The organism is Arsenicicoccus bolidensis DSM 15745, assembly GCF_000426385.1.
Taxonomy (GTDB): domain Bacteria; phylum Actinomycetota; class Actinomycetes; order Actinomycetales; family Dermatophilaceae; genus Arsenicicoccus; species Arsenicicoccus bolidensis.
The window spans coordinates 86,574-107,243 of record NZ_AUFG01000011.1 but is presented as its reverse complement, the minus strand read 5'-3'; the positions used below and the strand labels follow the sequence as shown (position 1 = coordinate 107,243).

General features: G+C 73.5%; 15 protein-coding genes. 4 read left to right on the top strand and 11 right to left on the bottom strand.

Annotated elements, in window-relative coordinates; genetic code table 11:
• Positions 1-95: 95 nt before the first annotated feature.
• The 8 genes from K313_RS0108405 to K313_RS0108370 form a co-directional block, all read right to left on the bottom strand.
• Positions 96-797 (bottom strand): class I SAM-dependent methyltransferase, encoded by a 702-nt coding sequence (locus tag K313_RS0108405; RefSeq protein WP_240483959.1) that lies wholly within the window; start codon positions 795-797, stop codon positions 96-98.
• Positions 798-863: 66 nt separating this feature from the next.
• Positions 864-2,162: a glutamate-5-semialdehyde dehydrogenase gene (locus K313_RS0108400; protein ID WP_029211248.1), complete on the bottom strand. Its 1,299-nt coding sequence runs from the start codon at positions 2,160-2,162 to the stop codon at positions 864-866.
• 180 nt (positions 2,163-2,342) lie between these two features.
• Positions 2,343-3,476: a glutamate 5-kinase gene (gene proB, locus K313_RS0108395; RefSeq protein ID WP_029211247.1), complete on the bottom strand. Its 1,134-nt coding sequence runs from the start codon at positions 3,474-3,476 to the stop codon at positions 2,343-2,345.
• 6 nt (positions 3,477-3,482) lie between these two features.
• Positions 3,483-5,006, bottom strand: coding sequence for a GTPase ObgE (obgE, locus tag K313_RS0108390; protein WP_029211246.1), 1,524 nt, complete (start codon positions 5,004-5,006; stop codon positions 3,483-3,485).
• A 108-nt stretch (positions 5,007-5,114) separates the two neighbouring features.
• Positions 5,115-5,369, bottom strand: a complete 255-nt coding sequence (rpmA, locus tag K313_RS0108385; RefSeq protein ID WP_019284283.1) for a 50S ribosomal protein L27 — start codon at positions 5,367-5,369, stop codon at positions 5,115-5,117.
• Between the two features lie 46 nt (positions 5,370-5,415).
• Positions 5,416-5,724, bottom strand: coding sequence for a 50S ribosomal protein L21 (gene rplU / locus K313_RS0108380; RefSeq protein WP_029211245.1), 309 nt, complete (start codon positions 5,722-5,724; stop codon positions 5,416-5,418).
• 226 nt (positions 5,725-5,950) lie between these two features.
• Positions 5,951-10,018, bottom strand: coding sequence for an Rne/Rng family ribonuclease (locus tag K313_RS24190; RefSeq protein WP_029211244.1), 4,068 nt, complete (start codon positions 10,016-10,018; stop codon positions 5,951-5,953).
• A gap of 375 nt (positions 10,019-10,393) precedes the next feature.
• Positions 10,394-11,161, bottom strand: coding sequence for a TIGR03936 family radical SAM-associated protein (locus tag K313_RS0108370; RefSeq protein ID WP_084412603.1), 768 nt, complete (start codon positions 11,159-11,161; stop codon positions 10,394-10,396).
• Positions 11,162-11,315: 154 nt separating this feature from the next.
• Between K313_RS0108370 and K313_RS0108365 the strand changes: the two genes are divergently transcribed.
• The 4 genes from K313_RS0108365 to K313_RS0108350 all read left to right on the top strand — a co-directional run bounded on the left by K313_RS0108365 (position 11,316) and on the right by K313_RS0108350 (position 15,566).
• Entirely contained in the window at positions 11,316-12,092 is a 777-nt protein-coding gene (locus K313_RS0108365) for an ABC transporter ATP-binding protein (RefSeq protein WP_084412615.1), read from the top strand.
• Positions 12,089-13,468, top strand: coding sequence for a hypothetical protein (locus K313_RS0108360; protein WP_156911244.1), 1,380 nt, complete (start codon positions 12,089-12,091; stop codon positions 13,466-13,468). Before K313_RS0108365 ends, K313_RS0108360 begins: the two co-directional genes overlap by 4 nt.
• Positions 13,469-13,670: 202 nt before the next feature.
• Complete coding sequence (locus K313_RS0108355; protein ID WP_029211240.1) at positions 13,671-14,462, top strand: GNAT family N-acetyltransferase; 792 nt, start codon at positions 13,671-13,673, stop codon at positions 14,460-14,462.
• Between the two features lie 186 nt (positions 14,463-14,648).
• Complete coding sequence (locus K313_RS0108350; protein WP_029211239.1) at positions 14,649-15,566, top strand: sulfite exporter TauE/SafE family protein; 918 nt, start codon at positions 14,649-14,651, stop codon at positions 15,564-15,566.
• Positions 15,567-15,602: 36 nt separating this feature from the next.
• Here K313_RS0108350 and K313_RS20520 read toward each other — a convergent pair whose 3' ends face one another.
• The 3 genes from K313_RS20520 to K313_RS0108335 form a co-directional block, all read right to left on the bottom strand.
• Positions 15,603-16,406, bottom strand: a complete 804-nt coding sequence (locus tag K313_RS20520) for a helix-turn-helix domain-containing protein (RefSeq protein ID WP_084412613.1) — start codon at positions 16,404-16,406, stop codon at positions 15,603-15,605.
• The gene (locus K313_RS0108340) at positions 16,381-17,616 is read right to left on the bottom strand and encodes an MFS transporter (RefSeq protein ID WP_029211238.1); all 1,236 of its coding nucleotides are present in this window, start codon (positions 17,614-17,616) and stop codon (positions 16,381-16,383) included. The genes K313_RS20520 and K313_RS0108340 overlap by 26 nt, the downstream gene beginning before the upstream one ends.
• Before the next feature lie 155 nt (positions 17,617-17,771).
• On the bottom strand, positions 17,772-20,642 hold the full coding sequence (locus tag K313_RS0108335; RefSeq protein WP_029211237.1) for an FAD-binding and (Fe-S)-binding domain-containing protein: 2,871 nt from the start codon (positions 20,640-20,642) through the stop codon (positions 17,772-17,774).
• Positions 20,643-20,670: the final 28 nt, after the last annotated feature.

Genomic DNA, 20,670 nt, shown 5'->3' with positions numbered 1-20,670 from the left:
GGGCTTCGTCCCCCAGGCTGATGATCCCGCCGGGGGTAGGGGCAATCAGCCGGGCTTCGTCCCCCAGGCTGATGATCCCGCCGGGGGTAGGGGCATCAGCGCCGACGCGCGACGACGAACTCGCTGACCCCCGGCAAGTCCTTGACCGGCAGGTAACGCTCCACGGTGATGACCGCCCGCAGCGCCGCGTTGACCGCCCAGTGGGTGTCCTGCAGGTCGCTGCCCTGGCTCGTGCGGCGACGCATCGACACGACCGGCCGCAGCAGGACGTTCCAGGCAAAGCGCCGCTCGATCTCGAAACCGTTGCGCTGCAGCAGGTCCAGGATCTCGGCGCGGTGATAGCGCCGCACGTGACCCACCGCGACGTCGTGGTCGGACCAGAGCTTGGGGTCGACGGGCACGGCCACGAGGAACGGAGCGCCCGGCTTGAGCACCCGGTGCACCTCCTGCACGCAGGCGTCGTGCTCCACCAGGTGCTCGAGCAGGTCGAAGGCCATGACGAGGTCCAGCGACCCGGCCTCGACCGGTAGGTTCGTCGCGTCGGCCCGCATCACCGGCACCGAGCGCTCGTCCGCTGCCAGCGCGCCGTCCTGGGTGTATTCCAGCGCCACGGCCTGCCACCCGTGCTCGATCAGCACGCGGGTGTTGCCTCCCCCGGCGGCCCCGATGTCCAGGGCCCGGCCGGGCGTCATACCGGAGATCAGGCGAGCGAGGATGTGCCTCCGCTCGCGGTACCACCAGTGCGCGTCCTCCAGCCTGGCCAGCTTGCGGACCTCGTGACCCTCCACGTGCGGCACGTCCTCTCATCGTCGAATGGCACCAACCTAGAGGAACCACGGCGCCGGGGCGTGCAGATCGCGCCGTCAGACGCGGACCTGTCCGTCGCCCTCCACGACCCACTTGGTGCTCGTCAGCTCCTCGAGGGCCATGGGGCCGCGGGCGTGGAGCTTCTGGGTGGAGATGCCGATCTCGGCGCCGAAGCCCAGCTCAGCGCCGTCGGTGAACCTCGTGCTGGCGTTGACCATCACCGCGGCCGAGTCCACCTCGTCGACGAATCGCCGTGCCGCAGAGCGGTCGTCGGTGACGATGGCATCCGTGTGACCGCTCGACCAGCGGCGCACGTGCTCGATCGCCTCCTCGAGGGAGGGCACGACGCGGACCGCCATGTCCAACGAGAGGTACTCCACCGCCCAGTCCTCGTCGGTCGCCTCCACCCAGCGCGCCCCCGCCTGCTCGGTCACGTCCTTGAGAGCCGGGTCGGCGTGGATGACGACGCCCTCCTGTCCAAGGGATCGCAGGATCCGGGGCAGGGCCTGGTCGGCGACGGCCTCGTGCACCAGCAGCGACTCGGCTGAGTTGCAGACGCTGGTGCGGTGGGTCTTGGAGTTGAGGGTGATGCGTTCCGCCATCTCTAGGTCGGCGCCGGCGTCGACATACACGTGGCAGTTGCCCACCCCCGTCTCGATCGTGGGGACGGTCGACTCGGTCACGACGGTCTGGATCAGACCCGCTCCCCCGCGCGGGATGAGGAGGTCGACCTCCCCGCGGGCGGTCATCAGAGCGCGCACGGCGTCGTGGCCGGGCGCGTCGAGCAGCTGGACGGCGTCGGGGTTGCGCCCGAGGGTGCGCAGGGTCTCGCGGAGGATCTCGACGAGGACGCGGTTGGTGTGCTCCGCCGCGCTGCCGCCGCGCAGGATGGCCGCGTTGCCGGACTTGAGCGCCAGGCCGGCGGCGTCGACGGTGACGTTGGGGCGCGCCTCGTAGATCATGCCCACGACACCCATCGGCACGCGAACCTGCCTGACCTGCAACCCGGTCGGCGTGGTGCTGCCGCGGACGACGTCGCCGACGGGGTCGGGCAGGCCGGCGACGTCGCGCAGGCCCTGGGCGGCCGCGGCGACCCGGGCTTCGGTGAGGGTGAGGCGGTCCAGCAGGTTGGCCCGGGTGCCCGCCGCGGACTCGCGCTCGACGTCGATGGTGTTGGCCTCGACGATGCGGTCGGTGGCGGCGACGAGCGCGTCGGCCATGGCGCGCAGCGCCTCGTCCTTGCGGCCGCGCGGCAGCAGCGCCAGCTCGCGGGCGGCGGCGCGGGCACGTGCGGCGAGCCCCGAGACGAGCTCGCGGGCACCGGGATCGATGGACGTGGCGGGCTGGGCTGTCATGGCTCCATCAAACCGCACCGGCTCGTATGACGCCGCCGCCGTCTCGTCCAACCCGGGTCGATGCGCCTACCTGAGGTAGGTGCATCAGCCGGTGGAACGAAGGCCGGTCGATGCCTTTACCGGCGGCAGAGGCATCAGCCTGGGGAACGAAGGCCGGTCGATGCCTTTACCGGCGGCGGGTCAGAGGAGGGCGAGGTCGTCGCGGTGGATGACCTCGCGACGGTACTGCTCCCCCAGCTCGTCGCCGAGATCGTGGGTGCTGCGGCCGAGCATCGCGGGCAGCTCGGACGACGCGTAGTTGACCAGCCCGCGCCCCACCACGCGCCCGTCCGGCGCGACCAGGTCCACCGCATCCCCCTCGTCGAAGCTGCCGCTCACGCCCACGATCCCGGCGGGGAGCAGCGAACGGCGGTGGCTCACGACGGCGTCCACGGCCCCCGCGTCCAGCTCGAGCCGACCCCGTGCCGTCGACGCGTGCCGCAGCCACAGCAGGCGGCCCCGCGGACGCACCTCCGGCGCCTCGAAGACCGTCCCCACGTCCTCGCCGCCCAGCGCCTCCGCCGCCAGCGCGGCCGACGTCACCAGCGCGGGGATGCCGGCGCCGGTGGCGATGCGGGCGGCCTCGATCTTGGTCGTCATGCCGCCGGTGCCGACCTTGCTGCCGGAGCCACGGATGACGACGTCCGCCAGGTCCGCCTCGCCGCGCACCACCGGGATCCGGCGGGCGCCGGGGCGCGACGGCGGTCCGTCATACAGCGCGTCGACGTCGGAGAGCAGCACCAGGGCGTCGGCCTTGACCAGGTGCGCGACGAGGGCCGCGAGCCGGTCGTTGTCGCCGAAGCGGATCTCCTGCGTGGCCACCGAGTCGTTCTCGTTGACGACGGGCACGACGCCGAGGTGCAGCAGCCGCACCAGGGTGCGTCGCGCGTTGACGTAGTGCGAGCGCCGCGTCACGTCCATCTCGGTCAGCAGCACCTGCCCGACGCGGGCCCCGTGCCGCCCGAAACTCGTGGTGTAGGCCGCCATCAGGGCGCCCTGCCCCACCGCCGCGGCGGCCTGCTGGGTGGCCAGGTCGCGGGGGCGCTTGGGCAGCGCGAGCGGGTTGAGCCCGGCGGCGATAGCCCCCGACGAGACGAGCACGACCTGCGCGCCGTCGCGCCAGCGTCGGGCCAGCGCGTCCACCAGCCGGCCGATGGCCAGGTCGTCCAGGTCTCCGTCCCCGCCGGTCAGCGAGGACGACCCCACCTTGACGACGATCCGCTCGGCGTCGGCGATCCGCTCGCGGGTGCCGCCGCTCCCAGCGCTCTCGGCCACGGCAGGTCAGTCCTCGTCGCGCAGCGTCGCCCAGTGGCCCGAGCGTCGCTCGGCGTCCAGCTCGGCGGCGGTCTTGCGGCGGGCGGCCTTGAGGTCGGCGAGCTCGTCGCGCTTCTCGGCGCGGGTGGCTCGGCGGGCCCCCTCGGCCTGCTCGAGCCGCAGGTCGGTGCCGCGGCGGCCGAGCAGCTCGGCGCCGGCGGCCAGCGTCGGCTCCCAGTCGAAGACGACCGCGTCGTCCTCGGCGCCGATCACGACCGTGTCGCCGGCGACCGCGCCGACCTTGAACAGCTGCTCCTCGACACCCAGCCGGTTGAGCCGGTCGGCGAGGTAGCCGACGGCCTCGTCGTTGCTGAAGTCGGTCTGACGGACCCAGCGCGCGGGCCGGTCGCCGACGACGCGATAGATGACCCCGTCGGAGGTGTTCTCCTTGCGGACGACGAAGCCGGTGTCGTCGACGGCCTTGGGGCGTATGACGACGCGCCGCGTCTCGACCTGCTCCACCTCGGCGCGGGCCGCCTCGACGTGGCGCGCCAGGGCGTAGGTCAGCTCCTTGAGACCGGTGCGGGCCACCGCGGAGACGACATGCACCTCGAGGCCGCGAGCCTCCAGGTCGGGCTTGACGAACTCGGCGAGCTCCTCGGCCTCGGGGACGTCGGCCTTGTTGAGCACGACGATGCGGGTGCGCTCGGTCAGGGCCTTGCCACCGAGCGTCTCGTCGGGGACGTAGAGGCTGAGCTCGCGCTCGATCGCCTCGAGGTCGGACATCGGGTCGCGGTCGGGCTCGAGGGTGGCGCAGTCCACGACGTGCACCAGCACCGAGCAGCGCTCGACGTGGCGCAGGAACTCCAGGCCGAGGCCCTTGCCCTCGTGCGCCCCGGGGATCAGCCCGGGCACGTCGGCGACCGTGTAGCGCGCGGAGCCCGCCGTCACGACGCCGAGGTTGGGCACCAGCGTGGTGAAGGGGTAGTCCGCGATCTTGGGGCGGGCGCTGGACAGGACGGAGACCAGCGAGGACTTGCCCGCGGAGGGGAAGCCGATCAGCGCGACGTCGGCGAGCGTCTTGAGCTCCAGCACGACGTCGTGCTCGTCGCCGGGCTCACCCAGCAGGGCGAAGCCGGGAGCCTTGCGCCGGGTGGACGCCAGCGCCTTGTTGCCGAGACCGCCGCGACCGCCCTGGGCGACGACATACTCCCCGCCCATCTCGACGAGGTCGGCGAGCAGCCGGCCCTGCTTGTCCTTGACGACGGTGCCCTGCGGCACGCCCAGCACCAGGTCGTCGCCGTCAGCACCGTTGCGCTCGGCACCCTCGCCCGGCTTGCCGTTGCCGGCCTTGCGGTGCGGGGTGTGGTGGTAGTCCAGGAGCGTGGTCTTCTGCGGGTCGACCCGCAGCACGACCGATCCGCCGCGACCGCCGTTGCCGCCGTCGGGGCCACCGAGCGGCTTGAACTTCTCGCGGTGGACGGAGGCCACGCCGTGACCACCGTTGCCCGCCTGCACGTGCAGCGTCACCCGGTCGACGAAGCTCGCCATGTCCCTGGTCCTTCTCTCGTCAGCAGTGAAACCACGCGAGGGTGCAGGCTCGTGGCCTGCACCCTCGCGCAAACATGTGTGTGTGCTGAGCAGATGCTCAGCGGTGCGTCACTCGCCGGCGACGATGTTGACGACCTTGCGGCCGCGCTTGGTACCGAACTCGACGGCACCGGCAGCGAGGGCGAACAGCGTGTCGTCCTTGCCGCGGCCGACGTTGGCGCCGGGGTGGAAGTGCGTGCCGCGCTGGCGGACGATGATCTCGCCGGCGTTGACCTCCTGGCCGCCGAAGCGCTTGACGCCGAGGCGCTGAGCGTTCGAGTCGCGACCGTTCTTGGAGCTGGATGCACCCTTCTTGTGTGCCATGACTAAGCCTGCCTTCGTGTCTGCGTGAGCTGTGGGGCGATGAGGCTCAGGCCTCGATCGCGGTGACCTTGATCTGGGTGGTCGGCTGACGGTGACCCTGGCGCTTGCGGTAGCCCGTCTTGTTCTTGTACTTCATGATCGTGATCTTGGGGCCCTTGGTGGCCTTGACGACCTCGGCCGTCACCTTGATCTTGGCCAGCTGCGCCGCATCGCTCGTGACGGTGGAACCGTCGACGAGGAGGAGGGGCTGGAGCTCGAAGGACTCACCAGGCTTGGTGGTCACCTTGTCGACGATGAGGACGTCGCCCACGGAGACCTTCTCCTGGCGCCCGCCTGCGCGAACAATCGCGTACACGTTGCAGACTCGCTCTCTTGATGAGGATGTGAAACCGGTCGTCGCTTCGTGACCGGCCTCCGATCGCGCCTGGCACTTCGCCTGGGCAACGCGGGGGACGGTGGACGCACCGACGTATCAGACTACCGGGGCGGGGGCGCTGCGGCCAAATCCTGGCCTCGCTCCCCCGCCCCGGCGGTTCGTGCTGCTGGTCCCGCTGCCGGCCCCGTCCGCGGGCCGTGGCGGGTCAGGCCTGCGGAGTCCCCTCGGAGGCCTCGGTGCTCGGGGCCCCAGTGCTCTCTGTGTCGCCGGTGTCCTCCCCGCGGCCGACCGGCTCGTATGCCGAACCGCCCGTCTCGAGGGGCTTCGGCGGACCCGCGGGGGCGACCACGCGACCGCGGCGTCGCCGGGGGCGCTTCTCGGGCTCGGGCGTGGCCTCTGCCTCGGCGGGCGACTCGTGGGCCGCCTCGGGCAAGGACGTCGCTGCCGCGATCGCCTCGACCGGGGCGTCGACGTCGCCGACGACGCTGTCCGAGCCCCACCCGGCGCCGGAGGTGCCCGCCCCGGACCTGCCGGGGTCGGAGCTGCCGGTGCCGGAGGTGTCCTCGGGACCCCAGCCGAGGCCGGGGTGGTCGGTGCTCGCCGCGGCGTCGTCGGCGGCGTTGGCGGCCGACTCGGCGTCGGATCCGGGAGCGGCCTCGTCGCCGGCGTCGGGCTCCCCTGCCGGGGTGGCGGCGGGGCCGGCCTCGGCGGGGGTCGATGCCGGCACGGGTGCCGGAGCGGGCGCGCCAGCAGCGGCCTTGGAGGCGCGGCCCTTGCGGGCGGAGCGGCGGCCCCGGGCGGGGCGCTCCTCCTCAGGAGCGTCGGTGACGCCGGTGGCGTCGGAGGCGTCGGAGACGGCGCCGACCGGAGCGGCAGCCGCGTCCGGCTCGTCGCCCAGGACCGAGGCCATGGCGTCGTCGATCGCCCGCGCGACCTCGTCGGGCGAGGCCGGCTGCTCGTCGTCGACGACGGCCTTGGAGGCCGCCATCGCCGCTGCGTGTGCGGCCGCCGCGATCTGGGCCGGCGTCGGGCCGGAGTCCTCGGCCTTGGCCGCGTCGTCCCGTCCCCGTCCGTTGCCGTTGGACCCGTTGGACCCGCCGTTGCCGGACCCACCGTTGTTGGACCCGTTCGAGCCGTTGCTGGAGCCGCCGTTGCCGGATCCGTTGCCGCCATTGCCCTTGCGACCACGGCGTCCGCCCTGGTCGTGGGAGTGGTCGACACCGGACTCGGTGCCGGGCGCGACCGGCGTGGACGAGATGAGGATCCCGCGGCCGTTGCAGTGCTCGCACGTGGTGGAGAAGGACTCGATGAGCCCGGTCCCGACCCGCTTTCGGGTCATCTGGACCAGCCCGAGCGAGGTGACCTCGGCGACCTGGTGCTTGGTGCGGTCGCGACCCAGGCACTCGACCAGTCGACGCACGACCAGGTCGCGGTTGGACTCCAGCACCATGTCGATGAAGTCCACGACGATGATGCCGCCGATGTCGCGCAGCCGCAGCTGGCGCACGATCTCCTCGGCCGCCTCGATGTTGTTCTTGGTGACGGTCTCCTCGAGATTGCCGCCCTGACCGACGAACTTGCCGGTGTTGACGTCGACCACGGTCATCGCCTCGGTGCGGTCGATGACCAGGGAGCCGCCGGACGGCAGCCAGACCTTGCGGTCCATCGCCTTGGCGAGCTGCTCGTCGACGCGGTGCTCGACGAAGACGTCCTTGTCGCCGGTCCAGCGCGTGAGGCGCGGGGCGAGGTCGAGGGCCACGGACTCGACATACGAGCTCACGGTCTCCCAGACCTCGGGGCCGGACACGACCAGCGAGCTGAAGTCCTCGTTGAAGACGTCGCGGATCACCCGGACGGTGAGGTCCGGCTCGCCGTGGAGCAGCGCGGGGGCGTTGGTGCCGCGGGCGCCGGCCTTGGTCTGGATGTCGTCCCACATCGCGGTCAGGCGGGCGACGTCGGCGCGCAGCTCCTGCTCGCTGGCCCCCTCGGCGGCGGTGCGGACGATCACGCCGGCGTCGGCGGGCATGACGTCCTTGAGGATCCGCTTGAGGCGGGCCCGCTCGGTGTCGGGCAGCTTGCGGCTGATGCCGGTCATCGAGCTGCCGGGCACGAAGACCAGGTAGCGGCCGGGCAGCGAGATCTGCGAGGTCAGGCGGGCACCCTTGTGACCCATCGGGTCCTTGGTGGCCTGGACCAGGACGGTCTGGCCGGACTTGAGGGCGTTCTCGATGCGGCGCGGCTGGCCGTTCTCGAGGCCGGCGGCGTCCCAGTTGACCTCGCCGGCGTAGAGGACGGCGTTGCGGCCCTTGCCGATGTCGACGAAGGCGGCCTCCATCGACGGCAGGACGTTCTGCACGCGCCCGAGATAGATGTTGCCCGCGATGCTGGTCGAGCTGGCCGACTGCTCCCGCGAGACGTAGTGCTCCACGAGGACGCCGTCCTCGAGCACCGCGATCTGGGTGCGGTCGCCGCTGTCACGGACGACCATCGTGCGCTCGACGCTCTCGCGGCGGGCGAGGAACTCGGCCTCGGTGATGATCGTGCGGCGACGCCCAGCCTCGCGGCCCTCGCGACGGCGCTGCTTCTTGGCCTCCAGGCGGGTCGACCCCTTGATGCCCGTGGCGGACTCGGAGCGGCGCGACTCGCGGACCTTGGTCACGGTGCCGGGCGGGTCCTCGTCGCCACCGCCGGAGCCGGAGCGACGACGGCGGCGACGCCGACGCGAGGAGCTCGACGAGTCGTCGTCGTCCTCGCCCTGGTCGTCCCGGCCGTTGCGGGAGCTGCGGCCGTCATCGGAGTCGTCCGACTCGTCGTCGCCCTTGTCGTCGCTGCGGTCCTCGCCGTCGGAGTCCGCGCGTCCGCCGGAGCGACCACGGCCGCGGCGGCGGCGCGAGCGGCGGGATCCCCCGGACTGCTCGCCGTCGTCGCCCTGGTCGTCGGTGTCGTCTGCGTCGGTCGTGTCGGTCGTGTCGGTCGTGTTGGTCGTGTCGTCGTCGACCTGGCGGTCGTGACGGTCGCCGGGGCGACCTCGGCCGCCGCGGTCAGCGCTGTCGTCGTCGCCGTCGGCCTGCTCGTCAGAGGCGCCCCGGTCGTCCCCACGGTCGTCGGAGCCCGAGCGACCGCGACGGCCCTTGCCGCCGCGACGGCGACGGCGCGGACCCTGGTCGTCGTCCTGCTCGTCCCGCTCGGCACGGTCGTCGTCGCCCTGAACACCACGCCCGCCCTGCACATCGGCGTCGTCCTGCAGGTCGCGGCCACGGGAGTCCCGGCCACGCAGGTCCCGCTCGTCCCGCGAGCGCGAGACGCGGCCACGAGGCCGGCCGTAGCCCGAGTCGTCGAGGTCGTCGGTGTCGTCCTGCGCACCCTGTGCGTCGTCGGACTCGTCGCGCTGGATGGTGGAGGGGTCGACGCTCGGCGAGGTGGCGCGCCGCGAGCGGCGGGCCACCGTGGGGTCCGGCGCCTGGAACAGCAGGCCGAACGGCGACACGGTCGGCTCGGCGGAGTCGTCGGCGGAGCGGACTGGCAGCTCGTTGATGAGGTCGTTGAGGTGGTCCTGGTCGAGCACGGCCAGGGCGATGTCGACGACCTCCTCGTCGCTGTCGTCGGCGTCCACGTCAGCCGCTGCGGCGGCGACCTCGGGGGCCTGCTCGACGGCGTCCGCCTGGGCGGCGGCGCGCTCGGCGGCGTGGTCCGGGACCCCGGAGGTGAGGCCGGGCGCGTCATACGCGTCATCGTCGGCGTCGGTGCCGGCGACGGACTCGGTGACGGAGGGGGCCGAGGCCTTCTTGGTGGCCCGGCGGGTGCGCTTGGCGGCCTTCTTGGCCGGCGCGGCAGCGGTGACGGCGTCGACGGCGGCGCGGGCGTCGCCCTCCTCGGCATCGGTGCCGGGGGTGCCGAGCAGGTCGTCGGCGTCGCTGATGCTGGGGCGGTGCGCCTGGCCGGCGACGTCGGCGGGCGCCTCGGCGCTGGCCTCGCTGGAGTCGTTGTCGCCGGAGTCGCTGTCGCTGGGGGCGGCGGCCGCGGCGGGCGCCTTCTTGGCGGCCTTGCGGGGCGCGCGCTTGGTGGCGGCGGCCTTGCGGGCGCGGGTGGCCTTCTTGGCGGGCGCCGCAGCCTCGGTGGTCTCAACAGACGCCGCGGTCTCGGTGGTCTCCGCAGACGCCGTGGTGTCGGCAGGCTCGGCGGCCTGCTCGGACGGCGAGGTCTCTGCGCCCTCGGTGGCCCCAGCGGCCTCGGCGGCGTTGTCGGCGGGGAAGGTGTCGTTGTCGGGTGCCATCGGAGGCGTTCCCTTCTCGACCACGAGGCCACGCCCACTGCCGGCGCGATGCGCCTCGTCGCCGCGTGGTGCGCGGTCGTCGTCGTCACCGGAGCAGGTTGCCCCGACGACGGAAGTCGTCTGCTGCACCGCGCGGCTCGCGCCAGGCGCGTCACTCACGTGGTGCCGCCGCCATCACGTCGACGGAGCCGGTCGGCTCGGTCGTCGGGCGAGACGGGCGACCAGATCGGTCGCGACGCCGCACGTCGCCGTGATGTCGTCGGGTCAGCGGCACGAAGTGGGTCGCACCGTGACCTCTAGCAGTATCGCACAGCGCGCCCGCCCCACCTCTCAGGTGGCCCGGGGACCGCCCACCGGGCGTGGCGCGGTCGGCCCTCAGCGCAGCGGGTCGCCGACCGTGGCGTCCGCCTCTGACCAGGGGCCTTGCACCAGGCGGGTCATCAGCGGGGTGGCCTGCGGCAGGCCCTCCCCCGTCGCGGCGAGCGCCGTGATGACGTCGTCGGGTCGCACCGTCGGGGTCGTATGACGCAGCAGCACCCGCAGCAGCTGGGCATCCGTGCTGACGGTGACCCCGCTGGCCGCGGCCCGCCCCGCAGCACCCTGCAGGTCGAGGGCGAGCACCGCCGAGCGGACGTCGAAGGTGCGGTTCCCGCTCTTCGTCATACGGCTGATCTCGACCGTCTCGGCCGCCAGGAAGGCCGACACGGTCCGCTCGACCTGAGCGCGCTGGTCGGCGTCGAGCCCGCGCAGCTCGACGATCCACTCCGAGGCCTGCAGCCGGTCGGCGAGCGACCCGGGCAGCGCGTCGGCGGCCTCGAGGACGTCGATGCCGTCCGGGAGGGCCTCGTCGAGGGCGGCGGCGACCCGGGATGGCTCGACCGGCTCGGTCACGGAGATCTCGAAGTACTCCGCCTCGCTGGCGGTGCCCGTCGGCGCGGCGTTGGCGTAGCTGATCTTGGGGTGCGGGTGGAAGCCCGCGGAGTAGGCCATCGGGACGCCGGCCCGCCGCAGCGCCCGCTCGAGCGCCCGCTGGAAGTCGCGGGTCGAGGAGAAGCGCAGCCGCCCGCGCTTGGCGTAGCGCAGCCGGATCTTCTGCACCGCGGGAGGCGGAGGGGGACCTTCGGGGGTGCGCTGACGAGCCATGAGGCCCAAGGTTACGGGAGTCCTCCGCCCCGCTGGTCCCCCCGTGGTCCCACTGGCCCCTCCGGTGGGTCCTCCGGCTCAGACCCCGGTATGACGAAAGGTCGGCACCGTGGTCCGACGCCCGCGACACGGCGCCTTCGGGATGGTCGACGGCATGAACCTCACCACCTCCCCACGCGCCGAGACCCACCATCCCGAGAGCCGCAAGAGCACCGGGAGCCCCGAGAGCAGCGAGAGCCCCGAGGCGGCGCTCGTCGGCCGGGCGCTCGTCAAGACCTACGGACCCACGCGGGACGAGGCGCCACCCGCCCTGGCCGGCGTCGACCTCGCCATCGCGCCGGGATCGTCCGTCGCCGTCATGGGACCCTCCGGCTCCGGCAAGACGACCCTGCTGCACCTGCTCGCCGGGGTCGTCACCCCGACCTCGGGCACCGTCTCGTGGCGGGGGAAGGACCTCGCCCGGCTCGGCGACGCGGCCCGCAGCCGGTTGCGGCGCAGCGACTTCGGCTTCGTCTTCCAGTCCGGGCAGCTGCTGCCCGAGCTCCCCGCCATCGAGAACGTCGCCCTGCCCCTCATGCTCGCGGGGACCGCGCGGCGCCAGGCCGAGGTGCGGGCCCGGGACTGGTTCGCGCCACTGGGGCTGCAGGGACTCGAGCGCCGCCGCCCGGGCGAGCTGTCCGGCGGCCAGGCCCAGCGCGTGGCGATCGCGCGGGCCCTCGTCGGGTCGCCGGGGGTCGTCTTCGCCGACGAGCCGACCGGCGCGCTCGACCAGACCACCGGCCAGGAGGTCATGCACCTGCTGACGACGGCATGCGCGGCGCAGGGGGCGGCGCTCGTGGTCGTCACCCACGACCCGGACGTCGCCGGCTGGTGCCGACGCGTCGTGCGGCTGCGCGACGGACGCGTCGAGAGCGACGAGGTGACCCGATGAGCGCGCGCCGCAGGAGTGCGCAGCGGGCAGGCGCGAGCACGTCGGGCGTGGGGTCGCTGCGCACCGTGTGGACGATCTCCCGGATGGTCGCGCGCGGGCGCCAGGCCCAGGACTCGCTGACGGGGGTGCTGTCGGTCCTGGCCTTCGCCGTCGCGACCGCCGCGCTGCTCGTGACGGCGGGCGGGCTGCAGGCCTTCGCGCGGCGGGCGGGCGGCCTGGACCCGGAGGTCGGCGACCCCGCCGCGATCTACGTCGTGCTCGCCGTCGTGGCGACGGCCCTGCTGGTCGTGCCGATCCTGACCCTCGGAGGCGTTGCCGCCCGGCTGGCCCTCGCGCGCCGCGACCAGCGCCTGGCCGCGCTGCGCCTGGCGGGAGCCACGTCGGGCCAGGTCACCGCGCTGACTCTCCTCGAGGCGGGGATGCAGGCCGCCGTCGGTGCCGGTGCAGGCGTGGCCGCCTATGCCGTCGCCCTGGTCCCGGTCGGGCTGCTCCGCTTCGACGGAAGGGCGCTCGGGGCGGGGGACCTGTGGCTGGGCGTCCCGATCGTCCTCGCCGTCGCGCTGGGCGTGGTCCTGCTCGCCCTGGGCGCCGCCGGGTCGACCCTGGCTCGCGTCGTCGTGACGCCGTTGGGCGTGGCGGCCCGGCATACCCCTCGGGCGCAGTCGGTCCTGCGACTCGTCCTCGCCCTCGTGGTGGCAGCGGTCTGGACGCTGGGCTTCCAGCTGCTCGGGCAGGCCGGCACCGGGGTGCTTGTGCTCGCGATGGTCGCCATGGTCGCGACGGTCAACGTCGTCGGGCCGTGGTTCGTGCAGGTCAGCGCCCGGATCGCGGCCCGAGCGGCCCGCCGCCCCACGACCCTGCTCGCCGCCAGGCGCATCGCCGACGACCCCCAGACGACGTGGCGCTCGGTGGGCGCGCTCTGCCTCGGAGTCATCGTGGCGGCGTGCGGCGGCGCGATGGCCTCGGCGTTCTCCGCCCGTCCGGACCCGGCCACGCCCCACCTCGCCGACGATCTCGTCACGGGGTGCGCCGTCGCCCTGACGATCCTCGCGCTCGTCGCCGTGACGTCCAGCGGCGTCGTCCACGCGACCCGCGTCTACGACCAGCGCGGCACCCTGCAGGCGCAGGCCCTCGCCGGCACTCCCCTGTCGCAGCTGCGGGCCGTGCGCCGCCGCGAGGTCACGCTGCCGCTCACCGTGGGCGTCGGGCTGGCCACGCTGCAGGGCGGCCTGCTGATGGCGCCGGCCGCCGCCACGGCCTTCAACGCCGGGGCGCTGGTGCTGTTCGCGGCATCGATCGTCGGGTCCTTCGTCGTGGCCCTGGCGTCCGTCCGCGCCAGCGACGGCCTGGTGCGCGAGGCCGTGGCCATGGCCTGATCCCGCTGGCCGCCGCCGGCCCGGGTCGGCTGCCTGCCGCGACTCGCACGCACAACGGGCCCGATCGATGAGGCGACCTGCGCCGATGCGTCGTTGTGCATGTGAGTTCACGGCCCGCGCGCCTCGCCGCCGCGCAGCACCACGACGAGACGCCGGGCGGTCGGCATACCGGATCGTCCCCTCGCGCCCTAGGGTCAGGGGCATGCTCAGCGCACTGGCGGCGGGGCCGCGCACCGACCTGGAGATCCTGCTGCTCCAGGGGTCGCGGATCGAGGTGGGCGCGGACCACCTCGTCGTGCGCTCGCCGCACAACCCCGACTTCCACTGGGGCAACTACGTGCACGTGACGACCGGCGACCCCGACGACGCGGGGCGCTGGCTCGAGGTGTTCGCCAGGGCGTTCCCCCAGGCCGGGCACGTGGCGCTCGGGCTGCCGCGGCTCCCCCACCCCGCTGCCTATGCCGTGCACGGGCTGGAGGTCGGCACCGACGCCGTCCTCACGACGACCGAGCTGCCGGAGCAGCGGCCGCTGGCCGAGGGGTATGCCGTCCGGGCGCTGCTGCCAGACGACTGGGCCCAGGTGCGCCGGGCCGCCGCCGACGAGAACGCCCGCACCGGGGACTACGACCCGCGCGAGCACGACGCGTTCACCGTGGCGCAGATCGCCGCGCGACGACGCCTCGCGGCAGCGGGGAGCGCGGCCTTCTTCGGCGCCTTCACGGACGACGGGCTGCTGGCGGCGGACCTCGGGATCGTCGCGCTGGGGCGGCGGGCGCGCTACCAGTCGGTGGGGACGGTGGCCGAGCACCGGCGGCGCGGCCTGGCGGGGCACCTGCTGGGGGTGGCGGCACGCTGGGCGGCGGAGCGCGGGGCGCGCGAGTGGGTGATCGTCACCGAGTCGACCAACGACGCCGGTCGGCTCTATCGCTCCGTGGGGTTCCGGGACGACGTGCAGGTGGTTGCGGCATACCGCAAACCAGATCGTGAGACATAATCCGAAGTTATTGACCCCATAAGCGTTGCCGCCCTAGTCTCCTCGCATGCCGCCCTTCCCGAGGACCACGCCATGCACCTGACTCGCGTCGTGCGCCGGCACGTGGACCTGCAGCGGGTTGCCAGTCAGCTCTGTCGCTGACCCGCTCCCGCCCCTCGTCCACCGCACGTCCTCAGGAGCCCCCGCATGCCCTCCATCATCATCCTCGCGATCGTCGGTCTCATCGCCCAGCTCATCGACGGCAGCCTCGGCATGGCCTATGGCGTGACGTCGTCGACGCTGCTGCTGGCCGCCGGCACCAACCCCGCCTCCGCCTCCGCCACCGTGCACCTCGCCGAGATCGGCACGACCCTCGCCTCCGGCGCCAGCCACTGGAAGTTCGGCAACATCGACTGGAAGGTCGTCGGTCGCATCGGCATCCCCGGCGCCATCGGGGCCTTCCTCGGCGCGACGGTCCTGTCCTGGCTGTCGACCGAGGTCGCCGCCCCGATCATGTCGCTCGTGCTGCTGGCCCTCGGCGTCTACATCCTCGTGCGGTTCACGGTCCAGAGCGTGACGACCCAGCACCTCGGCAAGCCGCTGCGCCGCCGGTTCCTGTCGCCGCTCGGCTTCGTCGCCGGCTTCGTCGACGCCACCGGTGGCGGCGGCTGGGGCCCCGTCGGCACGCCGGCCATCCTCGCCAGCGGTCGCCTCGAGCCGCGCAAGGTCATCGGGTCGATCGACGCCTCGGAGTTCCTCGTGGCCATCGCGGCGTCGATCGGCTTCTTCCTCGGCCTCGGCGGCGGCGCGATCGTGCCCGGCATGGCCTTCGCCCTGCTGATCGGCGGCCTGATCGCCGCCCCCATCGCCGCCTGGCTGGTCCGGCACCTGCCACCGCGCCTCCTCGGCTCGGCCGTCGGCGGCCTGATCGTGCTCACCAACGCGCGGACCCTGCTGCGCAGCGACTGGATCGACGCCTCCGGCGCCGTGCAGAACCTCTCGTATGCCGCCATCGTCGCCGTCTGGATCGGCGCCGTCGCGTGGTCGCTGCGCGAGCACCGGCGCGAGCAGCGCGAGCTCGTCGAGGCTGACGTGCGACGGGCCGAGGCGCTCGACCCGGCCTGACCCGCCGGACCCACCTGACGGATCTCCCTGCCGGATCTACCTGAGGTAGTCACATCGACCTGGCGTGCGAAGTCGGGCGAATGTGACTACCTGAGATAGGTCAGGCGAGGCCGCGGCGGTCCAGCTCCGCCTCGATCTCCACCGCCAGGGCCGCCCAGGCGGGCGACCGTCCGCGTTGAAGCTCCGCACCAGCGCATAGGCCGCCGCGCCGTGCTCGACCTCCACCTGGTCGGCCTCCAGCCAGCCCTGCCGCTGCAGGTGGTCGACGTTGCGCACGGCCACCTCGCGGATCCTCGGGTCGTCGGGCGGCCAGTCGTACATCTCGTCGGTGACGAGGTAGAGGTCGCGGAACTGCGGGTCGTCCAGCTGGTCCACGCCGATCCGCAGCCAGTGGGACACGAGCTGTGGGTAGAGCACCTGCATGAGCACCCACCCGTCGCGCTCCAGCCGGACCATCCGCTCGGACACCCCCAGCGTGCGGACCTTGTCCAGGTAGGCCTGGACGGCCGGGTCGAGCGGATCGCCCGACGCGAGCCTCCGCAACCGGCGCCGGTTGCCCTGCAGGTCGCGGATGCGCCGCCCCAGCTCGTGGTCGATCTCGTCGAGCGCCGTCCTGGTCTCGGCCGGCGGAGCGTCCTGCAGCTCCTTGACCCGGGACAGCGGCACGCCTGCCTCGGCCAGGGTGCGGATGCGGGTCAGGTCGACGACGGCCTGCCCGTCATACCGCCGATAGCCCGAGTGGTCCCGGCCCGGCTCGGGGAGCAGACCCAGCCGGTGATAGTGCCGTATGGCGCGCTGGGTCACCCCCACGTAGTCAGCGAGCTGCCCGATCGTCAGCATGCGTCGTCTCCCCCTCTGGTGTGGCCGGCGGCAGCACGAACGCCCGCAGCCCTGGCGCCAGGATCCCGTAGGCCGCGGCCGGGATCCACGCGACCAGCATCGCCCAGCCGGCCGCCTCCAGGGGCTGGAAGCGCAGCAGCACGGCCATCAGGCCGAGACCCAGGGGCGAGGCGACCAGCGCGAGGGCGTTGAGCAGCCCGAACACCCGCCCGCGGACCGCGTCGTGGACGTGCTCGGTCATCGCCACCATCGAGATCGGCCCCATGAGGCCGCTGCCGATCCCGGCCGCCGCCATGCCGGCCGCGACGAGCCAGAAGCCGACGAGCGGTGCGATGAGCAGGAAGGACCCGGTGAACAGCGCGATCGAGAGCACCCAGGTCAGCCAGCGGCGCCCGGACAGGGCCACCGCGTAGAGGACGGCACCGACCATCGACCCGATCGCGAACGCCGAGGTCTCGAGGCCGAGCTGCTCCGGCGCGCCGAGACCCTGGAAGTGCGCGGGCAGGACGACGGCGAGCAGGGGCGCGACGACCAGGGCGGAGGCGAAGGACAGCACGATGACCGCGACCAGGGCGGGGCTGCGGCGGACCACGGCCCAACCGCTGCGGGGCGAGTCGTCGTCCTGCGCGGGGGCGGGTGCCGGGGCGAGCCGCATCGCCAGGGTCGCGAGGGCGGCGAGGGCCGAGCAGGCCGCGGTCAGCCACACCACGCGGATGGGGTCGAGGACCGCGAGGAGCGTGCCCGCGAGCGCCGGCCCGGCGAGGAAGCTCACCCCGAAAACCGCCTGCCGGTAGCCCGCGACCTTGTCGAGCGGCACGCCGCCGGCCGTGGCGACGTTGGCCATGAGGGTCTCGCGGGCCGTCATACCGGGCACGTCGAAGACCGCGCCGAGCACCCCGAGGACCACGAACCACGCCACGGTGAGGCCGGTGAGGTGGTCGACGACGGCGAGTCCGGCGACGGCGAGGGCGGAGCCGAGGTCGGCGAGGACGCTCATCCGGCGGCGCCCGACCCTGTCGATGAGCCAGCCGCCGACGAGGGCGGCCGCGACGGACGGTATGCCGGAGGCCGCGGCGACCAGGCCGGTGACGGAGGCGTCGCCGGTGCGCGACAGGACCAGCCAGGGCAGGACGATCCCGATCGCGGCGTTGCCGAAGAGCGAGAGCGCCTCGGCGGTGAGGAAGATCCAGAGCGAGGATCGTGAGGTCATGCCGACCTCGTGGAGGGTTGACCCTGCGTCAAGGTCAAGCAGCCCAGACGTGCGTTGCCGACGCACGAATCGGTGCCGGTGCCGGTCGACGTGGACGCGCCGGACCTACCGCGGGCAGGATCATCAGCCTGGGGAACGAAGGCCGGTCGATGCCTCTACCGGGGGTAGGTCGCGAGGAGGGTGGCGAGATGCACGCCCTCGCGCCGCGCGAGGTCGTCGAGCTGGGTGCGGCAGCTGAACCCGTCGGCCAGCACCACCGCGTCGGGCCCCGCCTCCCGCACCGCCGGCAGGAGCTGCTGCTCGGCCACCGCCACCGACACGTCGTAGTGCCCCTGCTCGACCCCGAAGTTGCCGGCCAGGCCGCAGCATCCGCCCAGCCGGACCACCTCGGCCCCCGAGCGCTCCAGCAGGGCCGCGTCCGCGCCCCAGCCGAGGATGGAGGCGTGGTGGCAGTGCGGCTGCGCGACGACCTCGACGCCGGTCAGGTCCGGCGGGGTCCAGCCCTCGGTGCGGTCGAGCAGCTCGGCGAGCGTCAGCACTCCCCCGGCGACGCGGCGCGACGCGTCCGTGCCGAGCAGGTCGACCACGTCGTGGCGCAGCGCCGCCGTGCAGCTGGGCTCCAGGCCGACGATCGGGATGCCTTGCACGACATACGGATCGAGCTCGCGGACCGCCTTGGTCAGGATCCGCCGGGCGCTGTCGAGCTGGCCCGTCGAGATCCACGTGAGGCCGCAGCAGACCTGGCGCCCGGTGACGATCGGCGTGTAGCCGGCGGCCCGCAGCACGGTCACCGCGTCGATCCCGACCTGGGGCGAGAAGTGCTCCACGAAGCTGTCGACGAAGATCACGACCGGCCGACCCGGCGATCCCTCGGCGGACGGGTCGGCGCCGTGCTCGGCGAACCACCCGCAGAAGGTCTGCTCGGCGAACCGCGGCAGCGAACGACGCGGGTCCACGCCGGCGGCCTTCATGCCGACCTTGGCCACGCCGGGAGCACCCATGAGCGCGTTGGTGATCCGCGGGCTCTTGCTCGCCAGTCGCGACCACGCGGGCAGCCACCCCAGCGCGTAGTGCGACGGCGGGCGCAGCCGCCCGCGGTAGGTCTGGTGCAGCACCTCGGCCTTGTAGGTCGCCATGTCGATGCCGGTCGGGCAGTCCGAGGCGCAGCCCTTGCAGGACAGGCACAGGTCGAGGGCCTCGTGCACCTCGGGCGCGCGCCAGTCCTTGATCGCCGAGAGCGGGCTCAGCATCTCCTGCAGGGCGCGGGCGCGGCCGCGGGTGGAGTCCTTCTCCTCCCGGGTCGCGAGGTATGACGGGCACATCACCGACACGGCGCCCGGCGCGTGGTCCGCGCGGCACTTGCCGACGCCGGTGCAGCGGTGCACGGCCTGCGTGAAGTCCCCTGCGTCAGCGGGATAGTGGAAGGCCAGCCGGTCGCGGTTCGTCGAGACCGGCTGCGCCGCAGCGACCCTCACGTGGGCGTCGACCGGGTCGGGGTCGACGAGCACGCCGGGGTTGAGCAAGTCGTCCGGGTCCAGGGCGCCCTTGAGGCCGCGGAACAGGTCGATGGCGCCGGGTGAGTACATCCGGGGCAGCAGCTCGGAGCGAGCCCGCCCGTCGCCGTGCTCGCCGGACACCGATCCGCCGTAGCGGGCCACGAGATCGGCCGAGGCATAGAGGAACTCGCGGAACCGGTCGGTGCCTCCGGGCCGCTCGAGGTCGAAGTCCAGCCGGATGTGCAGGCATCCGTCGCCGAAGTGGCCGTAGGGCAGGCCGGTGAGGTCGTGCTGCTCGAGCAGCACGTCGAACTCGCGCAGGTAGGCGCCGAAGGACTCCGGGGGCACCGCCGCGTCCTCCCACCCCGCGTGGCCCGGACGGTCGCGCGGGGTGCGTCCGGCGAGCCCGGCGCCGTCCTCGCGGATCCGCCACAGCGCCCGCCCCTCCACCGGGTCCTCGACGACCCGGTGCGAGCGCGCCCCGACGGCGCCGACGAGATCGGCCACCCGCGAACGCAGCTCGTCGACCGAGTCCGCCACCGGCTCGACGAACAGCCAGGCGTTGCCCTCGGGCAGGTCGGGAACGGCGTTGTCGCCCAGTCGTGCTCGCACCACGTCGACGATGCGGCGGTCGATCCCCTCGGAGGCCACGGCCCCCAGCTGCTTCATCAGGGGCGCCACGTCGCCGGCGGCGTAGATGTCGTCGAACCCCAGCACCACCAGTGTCTTCTCGGGCGGGTCGGTGACCAGCCGCACGGTGGCCTCGGTGACGACGGCGAGCGTGCCCTCGGAGCCCACCAGGGCCCGCCCCAGGTCGAATCCCCGCTCGGGCAAGAGGTGCTCGCAGGCATAACCGGACACCTGGCGGCCGAACCGGCCCATCTCGGTGCGGATCGTCGCGAGGTTGGCGCCGACGAGCGAGCGCACCGCCTCGACCTGCTCGGCGCCACCTGCCCCGGTCGTCGACACGGTCGGCGCGTCACCGAGCACCCCTGTCGTCAGGCGCAGCTCGTGCCCGGGGCCCGTCAGCGCGACCATCCCGGCGATGTTGTCCGACGTGCGGCCGTAGCCCAGCGCGCGGTTGCCGCACGCGTTGTTGCCGATCATGCCCCCGACCGTGCAGCGGGTGTGGCTCGACGGGTCGGGACCGAAGCGCACGCCGTGCGGCACCGCCGCGCGCTGCAGGGTCGCGTGGATCGCTCCGGGCTCGACCACCGCTGTGCGGGCCTCGGGGTCGATCGACAGCACCCGCCCCATGTGCCGCGAGAAGTCCAGGACGACGCCCGGGCCCACGGCGTTGCCCGCGCAGCTCGTTCCCGCGCCCCGGCTCGTGAGCGGCACCCCCGTGCGGCGGCACACGTCGAGCACGGCCGCGACCTCGGCGGCGTCGTGCGGGCAGACGACGACCTGCGGGACCACCCGATAGAGCGACGCGTCGGTGGAGTACATCCCCCGCGTCAGCGCGTCCGCACGGATGTCCCGCACCCCCGCGCGTTCCAGCTCCGGCACCAGGTCAAGGGCGGTCGTCATACCGGCATCCTCCCCGATCACCAGGCGA